Raw genomic sequence first — 17,811 nt, 5'->3', positions numbered from 1 at the left:
TGGCCGCGATGAGGTCCTTTAATGGATAAAGGATACCGCCGAATCAGTGCTGACGTGTAGCGCGGCGCCAGCGGATCAGCCCGGCGGCGGCGAGCAGCCCCAGCAGCAGCGCTACCAGCCCGTACAGCTCGTCATACCCCAGCAGCGGCTTTTCAATGCGCAGGTAGCCCGGCTCTTTCAGCAGTTGCTGCAGCGCCGCGTCGGCCTGCTTGAGGCTGACCTGGCGCAGCTGGCGCACCGGGTCGGTGAAGCGGCCGTTTTCATAGGCGTTGAGCGCCCCCCAGTAGTAGTCGGCCAGCGCCGTGTTGCCCTGGGTGGTCCAGCTCTCCCGGGCGATGGCGGCTTCCTTGATGCGGGCGAAGGTGTCCGGGTCCAGGCCGTGCTTGCGCAGGTGCTCGAACAGCTGTTCGAGCACCTTCACCGCAGCGTCGAGGTCGTCACGCTCAAGGTCGGCGTTGAGGCTGAGCAGGCCGCTGTCGCCGAAGCTCTCGCGCTGCGCCGAGGGGCCGTAGGACAGGCCGTGGCGCAGGCGCAGCTGGTCGTACAGGGCCCAGTCCAGGTAGCGCGACAGCAGCTCCAGGGTTTGGTCGTGGCCGTCTTCGAGTGTCGGCTCGACGAACAGCCAGTGCAGCTTGACGTTGTCGCCCAGCCAGCCGCGGATCAGGTCGCGGCGCTGCTCGGCCTGGCGGCTGATGCTCTCGAGGTTGCGCCGTTCTTCGGGTTCGCTGGCCGGCAGCTCGGCAAAGGTGCGTTCCAGATAGGCCGGCAGCAGGCGGTCGAGGCCGCCGACCACGATCAACGTCATGTTGTTGGCGGCGTACCAGTGCTCGCGCAGCTGCTGCACCTGTTCCAGGGTCATGTCTTCCAGGTCGGAGCGCTCTTCGCATTTGAGGCCCAGCTCGGTGGCCAGCTGGTCGCTGGCCGGGTGGCCGACCTGCTGGCGGTCGAGCCAGCGCTGCAGGTGGCCGTAGTGGCCGCCGTCCTCGCGCTCGATGATGCGCTTGGCGGTGGCCAGGGCCTTGGCGTCGATGCGCGTGTCGCGCAGCAGGGCCAGCAGCAGGTCGAGGACCTTGCGCTGGTTGCGCGCCGGGGCTTCGATCACGAAGGTGGTGTCGGCGCTGCTGGTGAAGGCGTTCCACTCCCCGCCCAGGGCCTGCAGGCGCTCTTCCAGGCCGCCCTCGCCGGTTTCGTCGATGCCGCTGAACAGCAGGTGCTCCAGCAGGTGCGGCAGCTCGCGCTGGTTGCAGTCGAAGTCATCCAGGCCCACCCCGACCACCAGGCGGATCGACACATGGTCGCGTTCATAGCCGGACTTGAGGATCACCTGCAGGCCGTTGGGCAGCAGGTAGCCCTCCACCCGCGAACGGTCGAGGGCAAGGCTGGGCAGGCTCAGGATCAGCAGGCAAACGAACATCAGGCAACGCATGGGCGAGCTTCGGTCTCCGGGTGCGTGTGTTTACGGCTGGCGGGCTTCGTCCGGCACGCTGTCGAGCATCAGCCCGCCGGTGTCGGTACCGCCCAGTACCACATAGGCACTGCTGCAGAACAAAGAGTTCAACCGCTTCATGTCGGCGATGAGCTCCAAGTGTAGCGAACTGGTCTCGATACTCTGCACCACTTTACGTTGCAAGCGGCTGACATGGGCGTGGGCCAGGCGCCGTTCCTGGGCGCGGAAGCGGCGTTTTTCGCGCAGCAGCAACTGCGCGCTTTCGGGGTCGGCGCTGAGGAACACCGAAAGCCCCAGGCGCAGGTTGGACAGCAACTGCTCCTGCAGGCCGGTGAGCTCTTCGAGCCCTACCTGGGAGAACTCGCGGCGCTGCGCGGTCTTTTGCTGCTGCACCTTGCGCAGCATGCGCTCGATCAGGTCGCAGGCCAGCTTGAGGTTGATGGCAAGCTCGATGGTTTCGGCCCAGCGGCGGTTTTCCGCTTCGCTCAAGTCTTCGCGGGGCATTTGCGCCAGGTACAGCTTGATGGCGCTGTACAGCGCTTCGGCGTCCTCGGCCAGGGCGCGCACCTGCTGCGGCATGGCGGTGTGGCTGCCACGCAGGGCGCCGAGCATGGCTTCGAGCAGGCTGTCGACCAGATCGCCCAGGCGCAGGGTTTCGCGAGCGGCGTTGGCCAGGGCCAGGCTGGGGGTGGCCAGCGCCGAGGCGTCGAGGTGGCGCGGTTTGACCTGGCCGTTGCTGTGCTCGCGGTCGGGCAGCAGGGTGTCGCACAGGCGGCCCATGAAGGTGACGGTGGGCAGCATGATCAGGCAGCGCAGGGTGTTGTAGAGCAGGTGGAAGCCGATCACCAGCTCCTGCGGGCTGAAGCTCAGGCTGTCCATCCACTCCACCAGCGGGTGCAGCACCGGGATGATCAGCAGCAGGCCGATCAGCTTGTACAACAGGCTGCCCAGGGCCACGCGGCGCCCGGCGGTGTTCTGCATGCTGGTGCTGATGAAGGCCAAAAGACCACTGCCGATGTTGGCGCCGACCACCAGGCCGATGGCCACCGGCAGGCTGATCACCTCGGCCCCGGCCAGGGTGGCGGTAAGCAGCACGGCGGCAAGGCTTGAGTACGAAATCATGGCGAACAGCGCGCCGAACAGGGCGTCCAGCAGGATATCGCCGGTCAGCGAGGCAAACAGCACCTTCACCCCTTGGGCGTGGGTGATCGGCGCCGCCGCCTGCACGATCAATTGCAAGGCCAGGATGATCAGCCCCAGGCCGATGGCCACCCGGCCCATCTGGCCGATGCGCGTCTGCTTGCGCGAGAGGAAGAAGATCACCCCGATGAACAGCAGCAGCGGCGACAGCCAGGACAGGTCGAAGGTCAGCACCCGGGCCATCAGTGCGGTACCCACGTCGGCGCCGAGCATGATCGCCAGGGCCGGGGTCATGACCATCAGCCCCTGGCCAACGAACGAGGTGACCAGCATGGCTGTGGCGTTGCTGCTTTGCACCACGGCGGTGACGACGATGCCGGCGATGAACGCCAGCGGGCGCTTGTTCATGTTCTGGCTGAGCACCCGGCGCAGGTTCGAGCCGTATACCCGCAGGATGCCGGTGCGCACGATGTGCGTGCCCCACACCAGCAGGGCCACGGCGGAGAGCAGGTTGAGCAAGGTCAGCATGGTCAGGCCCCCTGTTGTTCTATGCCCCTGCGCGGGGCCAATGGGTGACGCGGTGAGCCTGGCCCGGGGGTGGGCGTTGGTTTTTTGCAGGGCTCACTGAAGCTTTAGTTGGTTTGCGTGGTGGCTGCCAGCTTGGCATGGCTGAAATACTTTTGAAACATTTGCCGTCCCTGTCGCCAGTAATGAGCCGTTCAGCCCTGTAGGAGCCGGCTTGCCGGCGATAGGGCCGGAGCAGGCAAAAACCAAAAAGGGCCCCGAAGGGCCCTTTGTTTACCGCGCTCCAGGGTTTATTGACCCGGAACGTCCTTGCGCAGTTTCACCGGGTCGTGTTCCAGGCCCTCTTTTCGCGCCTTGGCAGTGCGCATGCGGATGTTGATCGCCTCCACCGCCAGCGAGAAGGCCATGGCGAAGTAGACGTAGCCTTTGGGTACATGCACGTCGAAAGATTCGGCGATCAGCACGGTACCGACGACGATCAGGAACGAAAGCGCGAGCATCTTCAGCGACGGGTGCTTGTCGATGAAGTCGCTGATGGTGCCGGCGCAGAGCATCATCACCAGCACCGCGACGATGATCGCGGCGATCATCACCGGTACATGGGACACCATGCCCACTGCGGTGATCACCGAGTCCAGCGAGAACACGATGTCGATGATGGCGATCTGGATGATGGTGTAGAAGAACTTGCCGCCGGCGCCCTTGGGCTCGTCGCTGCTTTCGTCCTCGCCTTCCAGGCCGTGGTAGATCTCTTGCGAGCTTTTCCACAGCAGGAACAGGCCGCCGAAGAACAGAATCAGGTCGCGCCCGGAGATACCTTGGCCGAGCACCTGGAACAAATCGTCGGTGAGGCGCATGACCCAGGTGATCGACAGCAGCAGCAGGATGCGCGTGACCATGGCCAGGGCCAGGCCGAAGATCCGTGTACGTGGCTGCATGTGCTTGGGCATGCGGCTGACCAGGATCGAGATCATGATGATGTTGTCGATCCCGAGCACGATCTCAAGGGCCGTGAGGGTAAAAAAGGCAACCCAGATTTCCGGGCTGGTCAGCCATTCCATGTGTATTCCTTCGAGCGGTGAAGGCCAGGCACCTTGAGTGTAGGCGCCTGGCGGTTTGCGTGAGCGTTTGTATCAGAGACTGCTGAACAGCGGGAAAGTCCCAAGAACCAGCGCGGCGAGCATTATGCACAGGCACACCAGCACTGCCCACTTGAGCGTGAAGCGTTGGTGGTCGCCGAACTCGATGCCGGCCAGCGCCACCAACAGGTAGGTGGAGGGTACCAGCGGGCTGAGCAGGTGCACCGGCTGGCCGACGATCGAGGCACGGGCCATCTCTACGGGGGTGACGCCGTAGTGGCTGGCAAAGTCGGCCAGCACCGGCAGCACGCCGTAGTAGAAGGCGTCGTTGGACATGAAGAAGGTGAACGGCATGCTGACGATGGCGGTGATCACGGCCATGTACGGGCCGAACGCCTCGGGAATCACTGCCAGCAGGCTCTTGGACATGGCCTCGACCATGCCGGTGCCCGACAGGATGCCGGTGAAGATACCGGCCGCGAAGATCAGCCCGCTGACTGCCAGTACGCTGGAGGCGTGGGCGGCGATGCGGTCTTTTTGCTGCTGCAGGCACGGGTAGTTGACGATCATGGCAATGCTGAAGGCGATCATGAACAGCACCGGCAGCGGCAGGACGCCGGCGATCAGCGCCACCATCAGCGCGGCGGTCAGGGCGCCGTTGAACCAGATCAGCTTGGGGCGACGCGCTTCAGGGAACTGCGACACGCTGATTTCGCTGTGGTCGATGTCGTCGGTGGGCAGGTGCAGCTCGCCCAGCCGGGCGCGTTCACGCAGGCCGTACCAGTAGGCGATGGCGAGGATTGCCAGCACGCCGAAGGCCATGGCCGGGATCATCGGCACGAAGATGTCCGACGGGTCGACGTGCAGGGCGCTGGCGGCGCGGGCGGTGGGGCCGCCCCAGGGGGTCATGTTCATCACCCCGCCGGCGAGGATGATCAGGCCGGCCATGATCCGCGGGCTCATGCCTAAGCGGCTGTACAGCGGCAGCATGGCGGCGCAGCAGATCATGTAGGTGGTGGCGCCGTCACCGTCGAGGGACACCACCAGGGCAAGCGCCGCGGTGCCGACCGAGACTTTCAGCGGGTCGCCCTTGACCAGCTTGAGGATCTTGCGCACGGCCGGGTCGAACAGGCCGGAGTCGATCATCAGGGCGAAGTACAAGATGGCGAACATCAGCATCACGCCGGTGGGTGCGAGCTTGCTGATGCCTTGCAGCATCATCGGGCCGATGTCGCTGTAGAAGCCGCCGAACAGGGCGAACAGGATCGGTACCAGAATCAGCGCGATCAAGGCCGACAGGCGCTTGGTCATGATCAGGTACATGAAGGTGATGACCATGGCAAAGCCGAGGAAGGTCAGCATGGCGGTACTCCAGGCGTGGCGCGAAAGGGAAGACGATTCGGGCGGATCAGCGCGTCAGGCGCTGCGCGGGGAGTAACGGGAGAGGGCTTGCAGACATGCGGGCACGGGAAAACATCAGTATCACCATTGTTGTTGTTGGATGGGCCGGGCGCGGAAGGTTCCGGGTGCCCTGGCTGACCGGTCTGACGCCGGTAGTGGCGCTATCCTATGCGGGCAAGCTTTCAGCCAGCTTTCGCCTGTGGCGAGGCGACAAGAGGTCGTGCGGATGACGGATGAAGTGACGGGCGGGTGCCATTGCGGCGCTCTACGGTACCGGTTGCGGGGCGATTTGAGCGATGTCGCGCATTGCCATTGTTCGATTTGCCGGCGGGTCAGCGGCGGGACGTTGGTGACCTGGGTGAGCGTGGCACTGAAAGACTTCGAGTGGCTGGCGGGGTCGCCACAGCGCTATGTGGCACCCGACAGTTGCAGCCGGTATTTCTGTGGCGGCTGCGGGGCGCATGTGGCGCTGGTGACTACCCACAGCCCGGATACCGTGGATGTGACGGTGGCGACCCTGGACCACCCCGAGCGGGTGCCGGCCAACCGGCATATCTGGGTGGGTAGCCGTTTGCCGTGGATGCGGGTGGATGAGGGGTTGCCGGAGGAGGATGAGGAACGGCTTTAGCAACCGGGCCGTTGGCGCGACACGATCACTGTAGGAGCGGCCTTGTGTCGCGAAAGGCTCGCGCAGCGGGCCCAGGATCTGCGCACCATTCAATATCGTCGGGCCCGCTAGGCGGGCCTTTCGCGGCACAAGGCCGCTCCTACATCGAGCGATGGGGCCCTCAGGGCAACTGCAACCCGCCTGCGGCCTTGTGCAGTTTGCGCAGGTGCTCACCCACCTGCTTGATGTTGGCTTCCACGGCCTTGATCTGCCTGCCCCGCTCCGGCCCCAGCAGCGCCCTCACCTGCTGGTCCAGCGTGGTGCTAAGGCTCAGCAGTTGCGCCTGGCGCTCGCTGCTCACCTGCTCCAGCTGCTTGCGCTCTTCGGGCTGCGGCAGACCGTAGCCCCCTGCCCCCAGCAGCTCTGCCGGGCGGCTGAGGAAGCCGCTGTTGGCCAGCATCGCCTGCAGCGTCTCGTTGGCCTTGTCGAAACTGCCGTCTTTGATTGCCCGCTCGTTGAGGTAACGCTGCTTCACCTCGTCCTGGGCCAGCAGCAACTGGCGGCGCAGGCCGGCCTGCTCGAGCAGCAGCAACGCCGCGCTGGTGCGCAAATCGGCGCGTTCGAACCACGGGCGGCGCTGTTCGGCGTCCAGAGCCAGCCAGTCTTCGACGTTGGTCTGTTTTACCGGCAGCTGCTTTTTCAGCACATCGAACATGGCCTGGTAGCGGTCGCGGTAGGAGTCGAAGCGGTAGCCCAGGCGCAGCGCCTCGCGCGGGTCGTCGAGCACGCTGGTGTCGGCCAGGCCGCGGCCCCTGAGTACTTCCAGCAGGCCGTTGGGCATGATTGCGTCGAGGTCGGCCAGGCGCGCATTGCCGGTGCCGCTGCGCAGCAGCTTGAGCGACTCCACGGCGCAGTTGTTGGACAGGAAGTAGTAATTGCCGTCGTAGCTCCAGTGCATCTCGGCGGCCTGGCGCACCAGGTTTTCGATTTCGTCGCGGCTGAGCTTGAGCGGTACCGAGGCCAGGCTGCGCAGCTCGGTCTTGGTGTATTCGTCGATCACCTGGCCCAGCGGCAGCACGAACAGCCGCGACGGGTAGGCGCCGGTCAGGCCGTCCCAGCTGGACAACTGCACGTCGTTGACGAAAGCGCGGTACGACAGCACCAGGCTCTGGTCGAGGTCCAGGCGGCAGTCGGGGCCGCGCGGCCGGCCGGGGGCGCAGATCACCAGGCGCAGCATGCTGTGGCCCCAGCGGCTGACCCAGTTCTGGTTGGCTTCGGCGAGCAGGTAGTCCACTTCGTAGACCCGCTCGGGGTCGATTTCGCCCAGTGGCTGGCGGGCGAAGTCGTTGCCGGCGTTGAGGAACGGCAGGCTCTTTTCACAGGCGCTTTGCTGTGGCGCCCAGCCGAAATGCTCGCGCAGGTAGTGGTTCAGGGCCGGGCGGCGGCAGGCATAGCTGGGGTCGAGGAGGAAGTACTCCATGTTGACCGCGATGAATTCTTTCGGGCTGCTCAGCTCGTAGGGGTCGGGGCTGCGTACCAGCTGGCCGTTGTGCTGTTCGCGCTCGCCGCGCCGGCCGACGTACTGCGGCCAACCGGCGAGGTCGAGCAGGCGCGGGTCGTCGCTCAGGGTGAAGCGGCGTTCGGCCTGGCCACGGCAGTCACCGGGCAGGCCGACCTTGCCCAGGGCACCCTGCTGGCGCTTGCAGCGGTTGATCAGCTGGCGCTCGGCGGTAGGCCACAGGCGGGCACGGTCGTAAATGTGGGTGAGCTCATGCAGCACGGTGGCCAGCAGCTCTTCGTGCACGGTGCCGTGGGGGCGGTTGGTCTTCTCATTGCGGTCGCTGCCATCCACCAGCCCCGGCAACAGGCGCCGGTTGAGGTCGAGGGTGGATACCGGGCTGGCCTGGCCGTAGGCGTCGTCGGGCATACGCTCGGTCCAGCTGACCAGCACCTGGCGGTCGAGTTGCTGCCTGAAGCGTGGCGGCAGTTTGGCCATGGCTTCGTCGAGCAACTGTTGGGTGGCGTGTTGCTGGGCTTGGTTCAGGCCGTCAGCCTGCAGCACCAGCTGCAGGTCGGCCAGGGCGGGCGTGCCGAGCAGCGTCAGGGCGCAGCCGAGCAGCCAGGCACGCGCGCGCTTCACAGCGAAAGGATGGCTTCGGCCAGTACCTGGTCGCTGGCATCGCGCGCTTCAGGCAGCTGCGTGCGCAGGGCCTTGAACGCGGCCTCAAGCTGGGCGCCACGGATGTCGCCGTTGCTGGCGACGAAGCTGGCTGCGTCGTCGTGGGCATCGCGGACCACTTTCGAATCGCGAATCGAAGTAGTGGTGTCGGAGGTGAAGTCGATCGAGCGGCCAGAGGCACGGACGATGATGTTGCTGGTGGCCACCAGGGTGTGGGCCTGGGCCATGTCGGCCAGTACAAGCATGCCGAGGGCAGCGGCGATCAGCGGTTTACGCATGGAGCATCTCCAGAAGATACAAAGGAGTCAGGGGGTGTTCATTGGACGAGAATTGCCTCGGCCAGTTCAAGGTCGCCGACAGAGTGACAGCTGTGCTGTGCACGCAGCGAAACCAGCGCCGCCTGCAGGCGGGCGCCGCGAATGAGGCCGTCAGTGGCAACGAAAGCTGCAGCGTCGTCACGGGCGGCGGCGACGATCTTGCGATCGAACGGCGCGGTGGTCACTTGGCTTGTGACATAACCGGTACCGACGAGGCTTTGGGTGGTGACATCCATGGCATGGGCGCTTCCCACACCGGCGAGGGCGAACAGCAAGGGCAAGTAACGCATGGGCTCTCGGGTGGCAGTGGTTTCGGGCAACGAAGGCTACCCCGGATGCGCTGGGCAGGGCCAGTGAATCCGGGGTCTAAGGCTTGAGTCAGAGGGCCAGGATTGCGCGGGCCAGTTGCGCGTCGCTGGCTTGCAGCTCGGGCATTTGCTGGCGGATGTGCAGGAACGCGCTTTCCAGCGAGGCACCGCGGATGGCGCCTTCGCTGCCGACGAAGCTGGCGGCGTCGTCACGGGCGGCCTTGACGATCTTGTCGTCACGCAGCGACGAGGTGACGTCGGAGGTGGCATCGGTGGTGCCGGCACCGGCGCGCACGATGGCGTCGGTGGTCACCACAAAGCTTGTGGCTTGTGCGGCACCGGCAAGCGACAGCAGCAAGGCGGCGCCAATCAGATGATAACGGGACATTTTGCTGGACTCCTGTACAGGGTCGGGAGGGTTCTGGTTATCGGACGCTCGCTTGGCTCGTCACGGTACTTTACTGCCAGGCGTGTAGGACAAGCGTAACACGCCTCGGTTCGCTTGCCCGGAAGCGCTAAACATCACAATTCGTAACTGTACTTGTTGTTTTTGTTTTTTATATAACTGTGCAGGTGTGTGCTGTAAGCCGCTCTGGCCCGGGCATCACAAACAAAAAACCCGTCGCAGTCACCTGCGACGGGTTCTTGAGAATTCGCGGTGCCGGCCGGGGCCGGCTACCGAAGCTTAGCGCCAGAACGGCTTGCTGAGCTCTTCGTAACGCTGCGATTCGCTGATACCGGCGTCGGCCAGCAGGCGGGCGTCCAGGCGAGCCAGTTGACGGCGGCTGGCCATGCGGCGCTGCCACAGCAGCAGGGTGGACAGTGCGCGCAGCGGCAGCGAAGTGCTGGAGGCTTGGGCGTTGCTTTCGAAGACCAGACCGGAACTGAGGGTACGTTCCATGATTTACGTCCTTCCGCTTATGGCGGGATTAGATAGTGATTTAACTGGTGCCCATCTTCCTCCTCCGTTGTCCATAACAGTAGATACAGTTCAGTAGTAATGTGCTCACTCAGTTAACTGTGTAATGCGACTGTTGCACCCGAAATTGGCGATACTGTACTGGTCTGCACTAGCATGGTGCAAAAACGCCTGCTAGGTAGGATGGGTGGCGCGGAGTTGTAGGAATTTACCGGTACAGTAAAACAGTTTTTGGCTGTCAGTTGTGCGGGCGCTGAATCTGTTGTGGTGTTTCAGGACGCAATCGCCGGCAAGCCGGCTTCTACAGGGATGCGTGGTCACTGTAGGAGCCGGCTTGCCGGCGAGTGCGTTATCGAGGTGTAACGGGATCAGCTAGCCAGCATGCGCCCGGTTTCTTCCAGGTTTTCGTGCCAGCTCAGCGCTTCGCGCAGAATGTGCGGGGTGTGGCCGCCGCGTTGGCAGGCGCGCTCGAAGTAGTCGTTGAGCGCCGCGCGGAAGTCCGGGTGTACGCAGTTGTCGATGATCGCCCGGGCGCGCTCGCGTGGCGCCAGGCCACGCAGGTCGGCCAGGCCCACTTCGGTAACCAGGATGTCGACGTCGTGCTCGGTGTGGTCGACGTGGCTGACCATCGGCACCACGCTGGAAATCGCGCCGCCCTTGGCGATCGACTTGGTGACGAAGATCGCCAGGTGGGCGTTGCGGGCGAAGTCGCCCGAGCCGCCGATGCCGTTCATCATGCGGGTGCCGCACACGTGGGTGGAGTTGACGTTGCCGTAGATGTCGAACTCAAGCGCGGTGTTGATGCCGATGATGCCTAAGCGCCGCACCACTTCAGGGTGGTTGGAGATTTCCTGCGGACGCAGCACCAGCTTGTCTTTGTAGCGCTCGAGGTTACCGAACACGTCGGCGTTGCGCCGGCTCGACAGGGTGATCGAGCTGCCCGAGGCAAAGCGCAGCTTGCCGGCGTCGATCAGGTCGAAGGTCGAGTCCTGCAGCACTTCGGAGTACATGGTCAGGTCTTCGAACGGCGAGTCGATCAGGCCGCACATCACCGCGTTGGCGATGCTGCCGATGCCGGCTTGCAGCGGGCCGAGGTTGTTGCTCATGCGCCCGGCGTCCACTTCGCCTTTGAGGAAGGCGATCAGGTGGTCGGCGATGCCTTGGGTTTCGTGGTCCGGTGGCAGCACGGTGGACGGCGAGTCTGGCTGGTCGCTGATGACGATGCCGACGATCTTGGCCGGGTCGATCGGAATGGCGGTGCTGCCGATGCGGTCATCGACCTTCACCAGCGGGATCGGCGTGCGGGTTGGGCGATAGGTCGGGATATAGATGTCGTGCAGGCCTTCGAGGTTGGCGTTGTGCGACAGGTTGATCTCGACGATGACCTGCTTGGCGAAGATGGCGAAGCTGGCCGAGTTACCGACGGAGGTGGTCGGCACGATGTGGCCCTGTTCGGTGATCGCCACCGCTTCGATGACCGCGATGTCCGGCAGGGTCAGTTGCTTGTTGCGCAGTTGCTCGACGGTTTCCGACAGGTGCTGGTCGATGAACATCACCTGGCCGTCGTTGATGGCCTTGCGCAGGGTGCTGTCGACCTGGAACGGCATGCGCCGGGCCAGCACGCCGGCCTCGGTCAGCTGTTTGTCGAGGTCGTTGCCCAGGCTTGCGCCGGTCATCAGGCTGATCTTCAGCGGCGACTGTTTTGCGCGCTCGGCCAGTGCGTGGGGCACCGCCTTGGCTTCGCCGGCGCGGGTGAAACCGCTCATGCCGACGGTCATGCCGTTCTGGATCAGGCCAGCGGCATCAGCCGCACTCATTACCTTGCTGTGCAGGGAGGACAAGCGGATACGATCACGGTACATGGATTGTTATCTCAGGCTACTGAAGCTACTGGGAGCGCAGTCTAGAGATTTAGCCCAGTGCCGTCCCGCGACCATGGTCGTATGCCAGGCCGCGAAACAGAGCCGTTGATCTGGATCAGGCAAATGCAAAGGCCCCCGGGAATAACTCCCGGGGGGCTTATGCGCTTCTATATATAGAGGCGCGTTTACTCGACGGCCTTGACCATGTCTTCGATGACCTTCTTGGCGTCACCGAACACCATCATGGTCTTGTCCAAGTAGAACAGTTCGTTGTCCAGGCCCGCGTAGCCGCTGGCCATGGAGCGCTTGTTGACGATGATGGTCTTGGCCTTGAACGCCTCGAGGATCGGCATGCCGGCAATCGGCGATTTCGGGTCGTTCTTCGCCGCCGGGTTGACCACGTCGTTGGCGCCCAGCACCAGCACCACGTCGGCCTGGCCGAACTCGGCGTTGATGTCTTCCATCTCGAATACCTGGTCGTAGGGCACTTCGGCCTCGGCCAGCAGCACGTTCATGTGCCCGGGCATGCGCCCCGCCACCGGGTGGATCGCGTACTTCACGGTCACGCCGTTGTGGGTCAGCTTTTCGGTCAGCTCCTTGAGCGCGTGCTGGGCACGGGCCACCGCCAGGCCGTAGCCGGGGACGATGATCACGCTGTCGGCGTTGCTCAGCAGGAAGGTGGCGTCGTCGGCCGAACCGGACTTCACCGGGCGCTGCTCCTTCGAGCCCTGTGCGGCGCCGGCGTCGGTATCGCCACCGAAACCGCCGAGGATCACGTTGAAGAACGAGCGGTTCATCGCCTTGCACATGATGTACGAGAGGATGGCACCGGACGAACCCACCAGGGAGCCAGCGATGATCAGCATCGAGTTGTTCAGCGAAAAGCCGATACCGGCCGCCGCCCAGCCCGAGTAGCTGTTGAGCATCGACACCACCACCGGCATGTCGGCGCCGCCGATGGGGATGATTATCAGCACGCCCATGATGAAGGCCAGGGCCAGCATCAGGGTGAAGGCGCTGTAATGGCCGGTGAAGGTGAACAGCAGGCCCAGGGCGATGGTGGCCAGGCCCAGGATCAGGTTCAGCTTGTGCTGGCCGGCAAACTGTACCGGTGCGCCCTGGAACAGGCGGAACTTGTACTTGCCCGACAGTTTGCCGAAGGCGATCACGGAACCGGAGAAGGTAATGGCACCGATGGCCGCACCGAGGAACAGCTCCAGGCGGTTGCCGGTGGGGATCGGGTCGCTGATGGCGGCGACGATACCCATCGATTGCGGCTCCAGCACGGCCGCGATGGCTATGAACACTGCCGCCAGGCCGATCATGCTGTGCATGAAGGCGACCAGCTCGGGCATCTTGGTCATCTCGACGCGCTTGGCCATGATCGAGCCGGCGGTGCCGCCGACCAGCAGGCCGACGATCACGTAGCCGATGCCGGCTGTGGCTAGCTCAGCCCCGAGCTTGTAGATCAGCCCGACGGTAGTGACGATCGCGATACCCATGCCGAGCATGCCGAACAGGTTGCCGCGCCGCGAGGTGGTGGGGTGCGAGAGGCCCTTGAGCGCCTGGATGAAGCAAACCGAGGCGACCAGGTACAGAAGCGTTACCAGATTCATGCTCATGTTTACTTCTGCGCCTCGTTCTTGGTTTTCTTCTTGAACATTTCCAGCATGCGGCGGGTGACCAGGAAGCCACCGAACACGTTGACTGCGGCCAGCGCCACGGCCAGGGTGCCCATGACTTTGCCGGCGGGGGTCACGGTCAGCGCGGCGGCCAGCATGGCGCCGACGATGACGATGGCGGAAATGGCGTTGGTCACGGCCATCAGCGGGGTGTGCAGGGCCGGGGTGACGTTCCACACCACGTGGTAGCCCACATAGATGGCCAGCACGAAGATGATCAGGTTGTAGATGCCGTGGGAAATCAGCATGTCTTCCATTGTCGTGCTCCTCAGCCGTTGTTGCGCACGACCTGGCCGTCGCGGCACATCAGGCACGCGGCGACGATGTCGTCTTCAAGGTTGATGACCAGGTTGCCGTCCTTGTCGAACAGCAGCTTCGTGAAGTCCAGAAGGTTGCGGGCGTACAGCGCCGAGGCATCGGCACCCACCTGCGCGGGCAGGTTGGTGGGGCCGGCGATGGTCACGCCGTTGTGCTGCACCACCTGGTCGGCGACGGTCAGCGGGCAGTTGCCGCCTTGGGCTGCAGCCAGGTCGATGACCACCGAGCCGGGTTTCATCTGCGCCACGGTCTCGGCGCTGAGCAGGGTCGGTGCCTTGCGGCCGGGGATCAATGCCGTGGTGATGACGATGTCGGCCTGCTTGGCGCGCTCGTGCACGGCCTGGGCCTGGCGCTGCATCCAGCTGGCCGGCATTGGCCGGGCATAGCCGCCCACACCTTGGGCGCACTCGCGCTCCTCGTCGGTATCAAAGGGCACGTCGATGAACTTGGCCCCCAGCGACTCGATCTGCTCCTTCACTGCCGGGCGCACGTCGGACGCCTCGATCACCGCCCCCAGGCGTTTGGCCGTGGCGATGGCCTGCAGGCCGGCCACACCGGCGCCGAGGATGAGCACGCGTGCGGCCTTCACTGTGCCGGCAGCAGTCATCAGCATGGGCATGAAGCGCGGGTAGTGGTGGGCGGCCAGCAACACGGCCTTGTAGCCGGCGATGTTGGCCTGGGACGACAGCACGTCGAGGCTCTGCGCCCGCGAGGTGCGTGGCGCAGCTTCCAGCGCGAAGGCGGTGATGCCGCGTTCGGCCATCTTGGCGATCAGTTCGCTGTTGAACGGGTTGAGCATGCCTGCCAGCAGGCTCCCGCTGTTGATCAGCGCAAGCTCCTGGTCATTGGGCGCGACCACCTTGAGCACCAGTTGCGCGGCAAAGGCATCGGCAGCTTCGCCCAGCTTGGCGCCCACGGCTTCATAGGCGGCATCGGGAATGCTGGCTTTGAGCCCTGCGCCCCGTTGCACGGTGACCTGATGGCCTTGGCCGATCAGTTTCTTGATGGTTTCCGGGGTCGCAGCGACCCTTGTCTCACCGGTCTGCGTCTCGAGAGGAACACCAATGTGCACGACTTTTCTCCTGCGGTGACCTTTTGTCTTTGTAGAAACCAGCGCACTTCGTATGGCGCAGCTGGGCGGTCGTAGAGCACGACCCCGCCGGATCCCGGGCGGGGGAGGCATTTTGCAGACGAACCCGGGGGCCTTCAACCGGTTCTGGAGCGATACGAACTTAAAACTACAAGTCACCCTGTGACCGTATGTCGCAACGAACTGGTTCAAACCCTTCAAGCACGCGCTATCTGGAGGTTAGGAGAAATTCTGAAAAATTTTGCTGATATTCGCCCACGGCTCGGTGAATGTCGCAAAATAAGCCGCAAACCCGCGCGCTTACTAGGGTTGATGGGGTTTTTCACAGACAACGGAACAGATTACGGATATGCGACAAATCCATATATCTGTAGGTGTTCAAAATTATTGACTACGGGGTCAGTTTCGCCGTTTTGCGCTTATTGCGTGCCGGTATACTGCCGGGCCTGGGCCACCAGCCAGTCGCGAAACGCCCGTAGTGAAGCGGATTCCACCTTTCGCTCCGGGATCATCAGATGGTAGGCCTTGTCGCTGGCCAGGGCATGCCTGTTTGCGACCACCAACCTGCCCTCCTGCAACTCGCGCTGGATCAGGAACGGCGGGATCAGCGCGACGCCCATCTCGTGCATGGCTGCCTGGGCGAGCATGGAAAACAGCTCGTAGCGCGGGCCGGTCATGTCGCGTTCCACGCTCATGCCCAGGCCGTCGAACCACTGCCGCCAGGCGTAAGGGCGGGTGGTCTGCTGCAGCAGCGGCAGCTCGGCGATGCGCAGTGCATCGAGGCTGCCCTGCCCGCCCAGTACTGCCGGGCTGCACACCGGCACGGGGTTCTCGCCCATCAGGCGGTGGGCCTGGGTGCCGGACCAGTCGGCGTCGCCAAAGTAGATGGCGGCATCGAACGGGGTATCGGCAAACAGGAATGGCCGGGTGCGGTTGGTGAGGTTGACGGTGACTTCGGGGTGGCGTTGCTGGAAGTCCTTGAGCCGGGGCAGCAACCACTGGGTGCCGAAGGTGGGCACCACCGCCAGCTCGATCACGTTGGCGCCTTGTTGGCGCATTACCGACAGGGTGTCGCGTTCCACCGCGTCCAGCTGCGCGGATACCTGGCGACTGTAGGACAGGCCGGCCTCGGTCAGCTTCACGCCGCGGCGCGAGCGGCGGAACAGTTCAACGTTGAGGAAGGCCTCCAGCCCACCGATTTGTCGACAGACGGCGCCCTGGGTCAGGGCCAGCTCCTGGGCGGCCTTGGTGAAGCTCTCGTGGCGTGCGGCCGCTTCGAAGCAGACCAGTGCGGTGGTGCTGGGGATCTTGCGGCGCATGTACGTTAACCTCACTTGTCGGCGGGTTGGGGCTGCTTTCGGTGCGTTACGAAGTGAGAAAATATCACTAAAGCGTGCGCAATCCTCGTTTGTCGCACGGGTGGTTCGGGCCTAGGATCAATGCAACGCAATTTTTACCTCCCCCGTATTCGAGGAACCCGCACATGGCCGGTAAAGCAAGCTTCAACTGGATCGACCCGCTGCTGCTCGACCAGCAGCTCACCGAAGAAGAACGCATGGTGCGTGACAGCGCCTACAGCTTCGCCCAGGACAAGCTGGCCCCGCGCGTGCTGGAAGCCTTCCGCCACGAGCAGACTGACCCGGCGATTTTCCGCGAGATGGGCGAAGTGGGCCTGTTGGGTGCGACCATCCCCGAGCAGTACGGCGGCAGTGGGCTGAACTATGTGTGCTACGGCCTGATTGCCCGCGAGGTGGAATGTATCGACTCGGGCTACCGCTCGATGATGAGCGTGCAGTCGTCGCTGGTGATGGTGCCGATCAATGAATTCGGCACCGAGGCGCAGAAGCAGAAGTACCTGCCCAAACTCGCCAGTGGTGAGTGGATCGGCTGCTTCGGCCTGACCGAGCCCAACCACGGCTCCGACCCGGGCTCGATGATCACCCGGGCGCGCAAGGTCGACGGCGGTTACCGCCTGAGCGGCGCCAAGATGTGGATCACCAACAGCCCGATTGCCGATGTGTTCGTGGTCTGGGCCAAGGACGATGCCGGCGACATCCGCGGCTTTGTGCTGGAAAAGGGCTGGGAAGGCCTGAGCGCCCCGGCGATTCACGGCAAGGTCGGGCTGCGCGCCTCGATCACTGGCGAAATCGTCATGGACAACGTGTTTGTGCCCGAAGAGAACATCTTCCCGGATGTGCGCGGCCTGAAGGGCCCGTTCACCTGCTTGAACTCGGCTCGCTATGGCATCTCGTGGGGTGCGCTGGGCGCCGCCGAAGCCTGCTGGCACACCGCGCGCCAGTACACCCTGGACCGCCAGCAGTTCGGCCGCCCGTTGGCCGCCAACCAATTGATCCAGAAAAAACTGGCTGACATGCAGACCGAGATCACCCTGGGCCTGCAGGGTTGCCTGCGCCTGGGGCGGATGAAGGACGAAGGCACTGCGGCGGTGGAAATCACCTCGATCATGAAGCGCAATTCCTGCGGCAAGGCCTTGGATATCGCCCGTATGGCCCGTGACATGCTCGGCGGCAATGGCATCTCCGATGAGTTCGGTGTGGCCCGCCACCTGGTCAACCTTGAGGTGGTCAACACCTATGAAGGCACCCATGACGTGCATGCGCTGATCCTGGGGCGTGCGCAAACTGGTATCCAGGCGTTCTATTGATAGAGGAGCCAGGCCATGGGCGCGCTTTCCCATCTGCGGGTGCTGGATCTTTCTCGGGTGCTGGCAGGCCCGTGGTCAGGGCAGATTCTCGCCGACCTTGGGGCGGATGTGATCAAGGTCGAGCGGCCGGGCGCCGGTGACGATACCCGCGCCTGGGGGCCGCCCTTCCTCAAGGACGCTTTCGGTGAGAACACCAGTGAGGCGGCCTATTACCTGTCGGCCAATCGCAACAAGCGTTCGGTGACCATCGACTTCACCCAGCCGGAAGGCCA

Annotated in this window: 17 protein-coding genes (1 of these 17 cut by a window edge); 3 read left to right on the top strand and 14 right to left on the bottom strand. The window is 64.0% G+C overall.

The features are described from left to right. Positions 1-43: 43 nt before the first annotated feature. From KSS93_RS01455 to KSS93_RS01440, 4 genes are all read right to left on the bottom strand, one after another. Positions 44-1,426, bottom strand: a complete 1,383-nt coding sequence (locus KSS93_RS01455) for a M16 family metallopeptidase (protein ID WP_217886859.1) — start codon at positions 1,424-1,426, stop codon at positions 44-46. A 30-nt stretch (positions 1,427-1,456) separates the two neighbouring features. After that, complete coding sequence (locus KSS93_RS01450; RefSeq protein ID WP_217886858.1) at positions 1,457-3,115, bottom strand: Na/Pi cotransporter family protein; 1,659 nt, start codon at positions 3,113-3,115, stop codon at positions 1,457-1,459. Between the two features lie 287 nt (positions 3,116-3,402). Beyond that, a complete protein-coding gene (locus tag KSS93_RS01445) occupies positions 3,403-4,173 on the bottom strand; it encodes a TerC family protein (protein ID WP_217886857.1) in 771 nt (256 codons plus the stop codon). 72 nt (positions 4,174-4,245) lie between these two features. Next, positions 4,246-5,553, bottom strand: a complete 1,308-nt coding sequence (locus KSS93_RS01440) for a CitMHS family transporter (RefSeq protein WP_217886856.1) — start codon at positions 5,551-5,553, stop codon at positions 4,246-4,248. Positions 5,554-5,818: 265 nt separating this feature from the next. Here KSS93_RS01440 and KSS93_RS01435 point away from each other — a divergent pair, with 265 nt between their 5' ends. Beyond that, positions 5,819-6,220 (top strand): GFA family protein, encoded by a 402-nt coding sequence (locus KSS93_RS01435; RefSeq protein WP_217886855.1) that lies wholly within the window; start codon positions 5,819-5,821, stop codon positions 6,218-6,220. Between the two features lie 160 nt (positions 6,221-6,380). Here KSS93_RS01435 and KSS93_RS01430 read toward each other — a convergent pair whose 3' ends face one another. From KSS93_RS01430 to KSS93_RS01385, 10 genes are all read right to left on the bottom strand, one after another. Then, complete coding sequence (locus KSS93_RS01430; protein ID WP_217886854.1) at positions 6,381-8,339, bottom strand: DUF7844 domain-containing protein; 1,959 nt, start codon at positions 8,337-8,339, stop codon at positions 6,381-6,383. Continuing rightward, on the bottom strand, positions 8,336-8,656 hold the full coding sequence (locus KSS93_RS01425) for a DUF2388 domain-containing protein (protein WP_217841178.1): 321 nt from the start codon (positions 8,654-8,656) through the stop codon (positions 8,336-8,338). Before KSS93_RS01425 ends, KSS93_RS01430 begins: the two co-directional genes overlap by 4 nt. Positions 8,657-8,694: 38 nt before the next feature. Continuing rightward, entirely contained in the window at positions 8,695-8,985 is a 291-nt protein-coding gene (locus tag KSS93_RS01420; protein ID WP_217886853.1) for a DUF2388 domain-containing protein, read from the bottom strand. 88 nt (positions 8,986-9,073) lie between these two features. After that, on the bottom strand, positions 9,074-9,391 hold the full coding sequence (locus KSS93_RS01415) for a DUF2388 domain-containing protein (RefSeq protein ID WP_217886852.1): 318 nt from the start codon (positions 9,389-9,391) through the stop codon (positions 9,074-9,076). A gap of 297 nt (positions 9,392-9,688) precedes the next feature. Next, positions 9,689-9,904: a DUF1127 domain-containing protein gene (locus KSS93_RS01410; RefSeq protein WP_217841181.1), complete on the bottom strand. Its 216-nt coding sequence runs from the start codon at positions 9,902-9,904 to the stop codon at positions 9,689-9,691. Positions 9,905-10,290: 386 nt separating this feature from the next. Then, positions 10,291-11,784 (bottom strand): succinyl-CoA:acetate CoA-transferase ScpC, encoded by a 1,494-nt coding sequence (gene scpC / locus KSS93_RS01405; RefSeq protein ID WP_217886851.1) that lies wholly within the window; start codon positions 11,782-11,784, stop codon positions 10,291-10,293. A gap of 185 nt (positions 11,785-11,969) precedes the next feature. Further along, positions 11,970-13,406, bottom strand: coding sequence for an NAD(P)(+) transhydrogenase (Re/Si-specific) subunit beta (locus tag KSS93_RS01400; RefSeq protein ID WP_217886850.1), 1,437 nt, complete (start codon positions 13,404-13,406; stop codon positions 11,970-11,972). A gap of 2 nt (positions 13,407-13,408) precedes the next feature. Continuing rightward, positions 13,409-13,723 (bottom strand): NAD(P) transhydrogenase subunit alpha part 2, encoded by a 315-nt coding sequence (locus KSS93_RS01395; RefSeq protein WP_008097413.1) that lies wholly within the window; start codon positions 13,721-13,723, stop codon positions 13,409-13,411. An 11-nt stretch (positions 13,724-13,734) separates the two neighbouring features. Then, positions 13,735-14,856 carry a Re/Si-specific NAD(P)(+) transhydrogenase subunit alpha gene (locus KSS93_RS01390; protein ID WP_217886849.1) on the bottom strand — a complete coding sequence of 374 codons (1,122 nt, stop codon included), beginning with the start codon at positions 14,854-14,856 and terminating at the stop codon, positions 13,735-13,737. A 437-nt stretch (positions 14,857-15,293) separates the two neighbouring features. Beyond that, complete coding sequence (locus KSS93_RS01385) at positions 15,294-16,193, bottom strand: LysR family transcriptional regulator (RefSeq protein ID WP_217886848.1); 900 nt, start codon at positions 16,191-16,193, stop codon at positions 15,294-15,296. Positions 16,194-16,357: 164 nt separating this feature from the next. Here KSS93_RS01385 and KSS93_RS01380 point away from each other — a divergent pair, with 164 nt between their 5' ends. Then, entirely contained in the window at positions 16,358-17,539 is a 1,182-nt protein-coding gene (locus KSS93_RS01380) for an acyl-CoA dehydrogenase (protein WP_217886847.1), read from the top strand. A gap of 15 nt (positions 17,540-17,554) precedes the next feature. Further along, positions 17,555-17,811, top strand: partial view of a CaiB/BaiF CoA transferase family protein gene (locus KSS93_RS01375; protein WP_217886846.1) — the 5' end (the start) only. The gene runs 964 nt beyond the window's last position; 257 of the gene's 1,221 nt are visible here — the first part of the coding sequence; the start codon lies at positions 17,555-17,557; its stop codon lies beyond the right edge, outside the window.

This window comes from Pseudomonas xanthosomatis, from assembly GCF_019139835.1.
GTDB classification, from domain to species: Bacteria; Pseudomonadota; Gammaproteobacteria; order Pseudomonadales; family Pseudomonadaceae; genus Aquipseudomonas; species Aquipseudomonas fakonensis.
Note: the sequence above shows the minus strand (reverse complement) of the source record. Positions and strands in the feature narration are given on the sequence as shown.

Bases quoted from the DNA above. Each gene is read 5' to 3' on its own strand.
- KSS93_RS01455 (WP_217886859.1), bottom strand. From the start codon at position 1,426: ATGCGTTGCCTGATGTTCGTTTGCCTGCTGATCCTGAGCCTGCCCAGC.
- KSS93_RS01450 (WP_217886858.1), bottom strand. From the start codon at position 3,115: ATGCTGACCTTGCTCAACCTGCTCTCCGCCGTGGCCCTGCTGGTGTGG.
- KSS93_RS01445 (WP_217886857.1), bottom strand. From the start codon at position 4,173: ATGGAATGGCTGACCAGCCCGGAAATCTGGGTTGCCTTTTTTACCCTC.
- KSS93_RS01440 (WP_217886856.1), bottom strand. From the start codon at position 5,553: ATGCTGACCTTCCTCGGCTTTGCCATGGTCATCACCTTCATGTACCTG.
- KSS93_RS01435 (WP_217886855.1), top strand. From the start codon at position 5,819: ATGACGGATGAAGTGACGGGCGGGTGCCATTGCGGCGCTCTACGGTAC.
- KSS93_RS01425 (WP_217841178.1), bottom strand. From the start codon at position 8,656: ATGCGTAAACCGCTGATCGCCGCTGCCCTCGGCATGCTTGTACTGGCC.
- KSS93_RS01420 (WP_217886853.1), bottom strand. From the start codon at position 8,985: ATGCGTTACTTGCCCTTGCTGTTCGCCCTCGCCGGTGTGGGAAGCGCC.
- KSS93_RS01415 (WP_217886852.1), bottom strand. From the start codon at position 9,391: ATGTCCCGTTATCATCTGATTGGCGCCGCCTTGCTGCTGTCGCTTGCC.
- KSS93_RS01410 (WP_217841181.1), bottom strand. From the start codon at position 9,904: ATGGAACGTACCCTCAGTTCCGGTCTGGTCTTCGAAAGCAACGCCCAA.
- scpC (WP_217886851.1), bottom strand. From the start codon at position 11,784: ATGTACCGTGATCGTATCCGCTTGTCCTCCCTGCACAGCAAGGTAATG.
- KSS93_RS01400 (WP_217886850.1), bottom strand. From the start codon at position 13,406: ATGAGCATGAATCTGGTAACGCTTCTGTACCTGGTCGCCTCGGTTTGC.
- KSS93_RS01395 (WP_008097413.1), bottom strand. From the start codon at position 13,723: ATGGAAGACATGCTGATTTCCCACGGCATCTACAACCTGATCATCTTC.
- KSS93_RS01385 (WP_217886848.1), bottom strand. From the start codon at position 16,193: ATGCGCCGCAAGATCCCCAGCACCACCGCACTGGTCTGCTTCGAAGCG.
- KSS93_RS01380 (WP_217886847.1), top strand. From the start codon at position 16,358: ATGGCCGGTAAAGCAAGCTTCAACTGGATCGACCCGCTGCTGCTCGAC.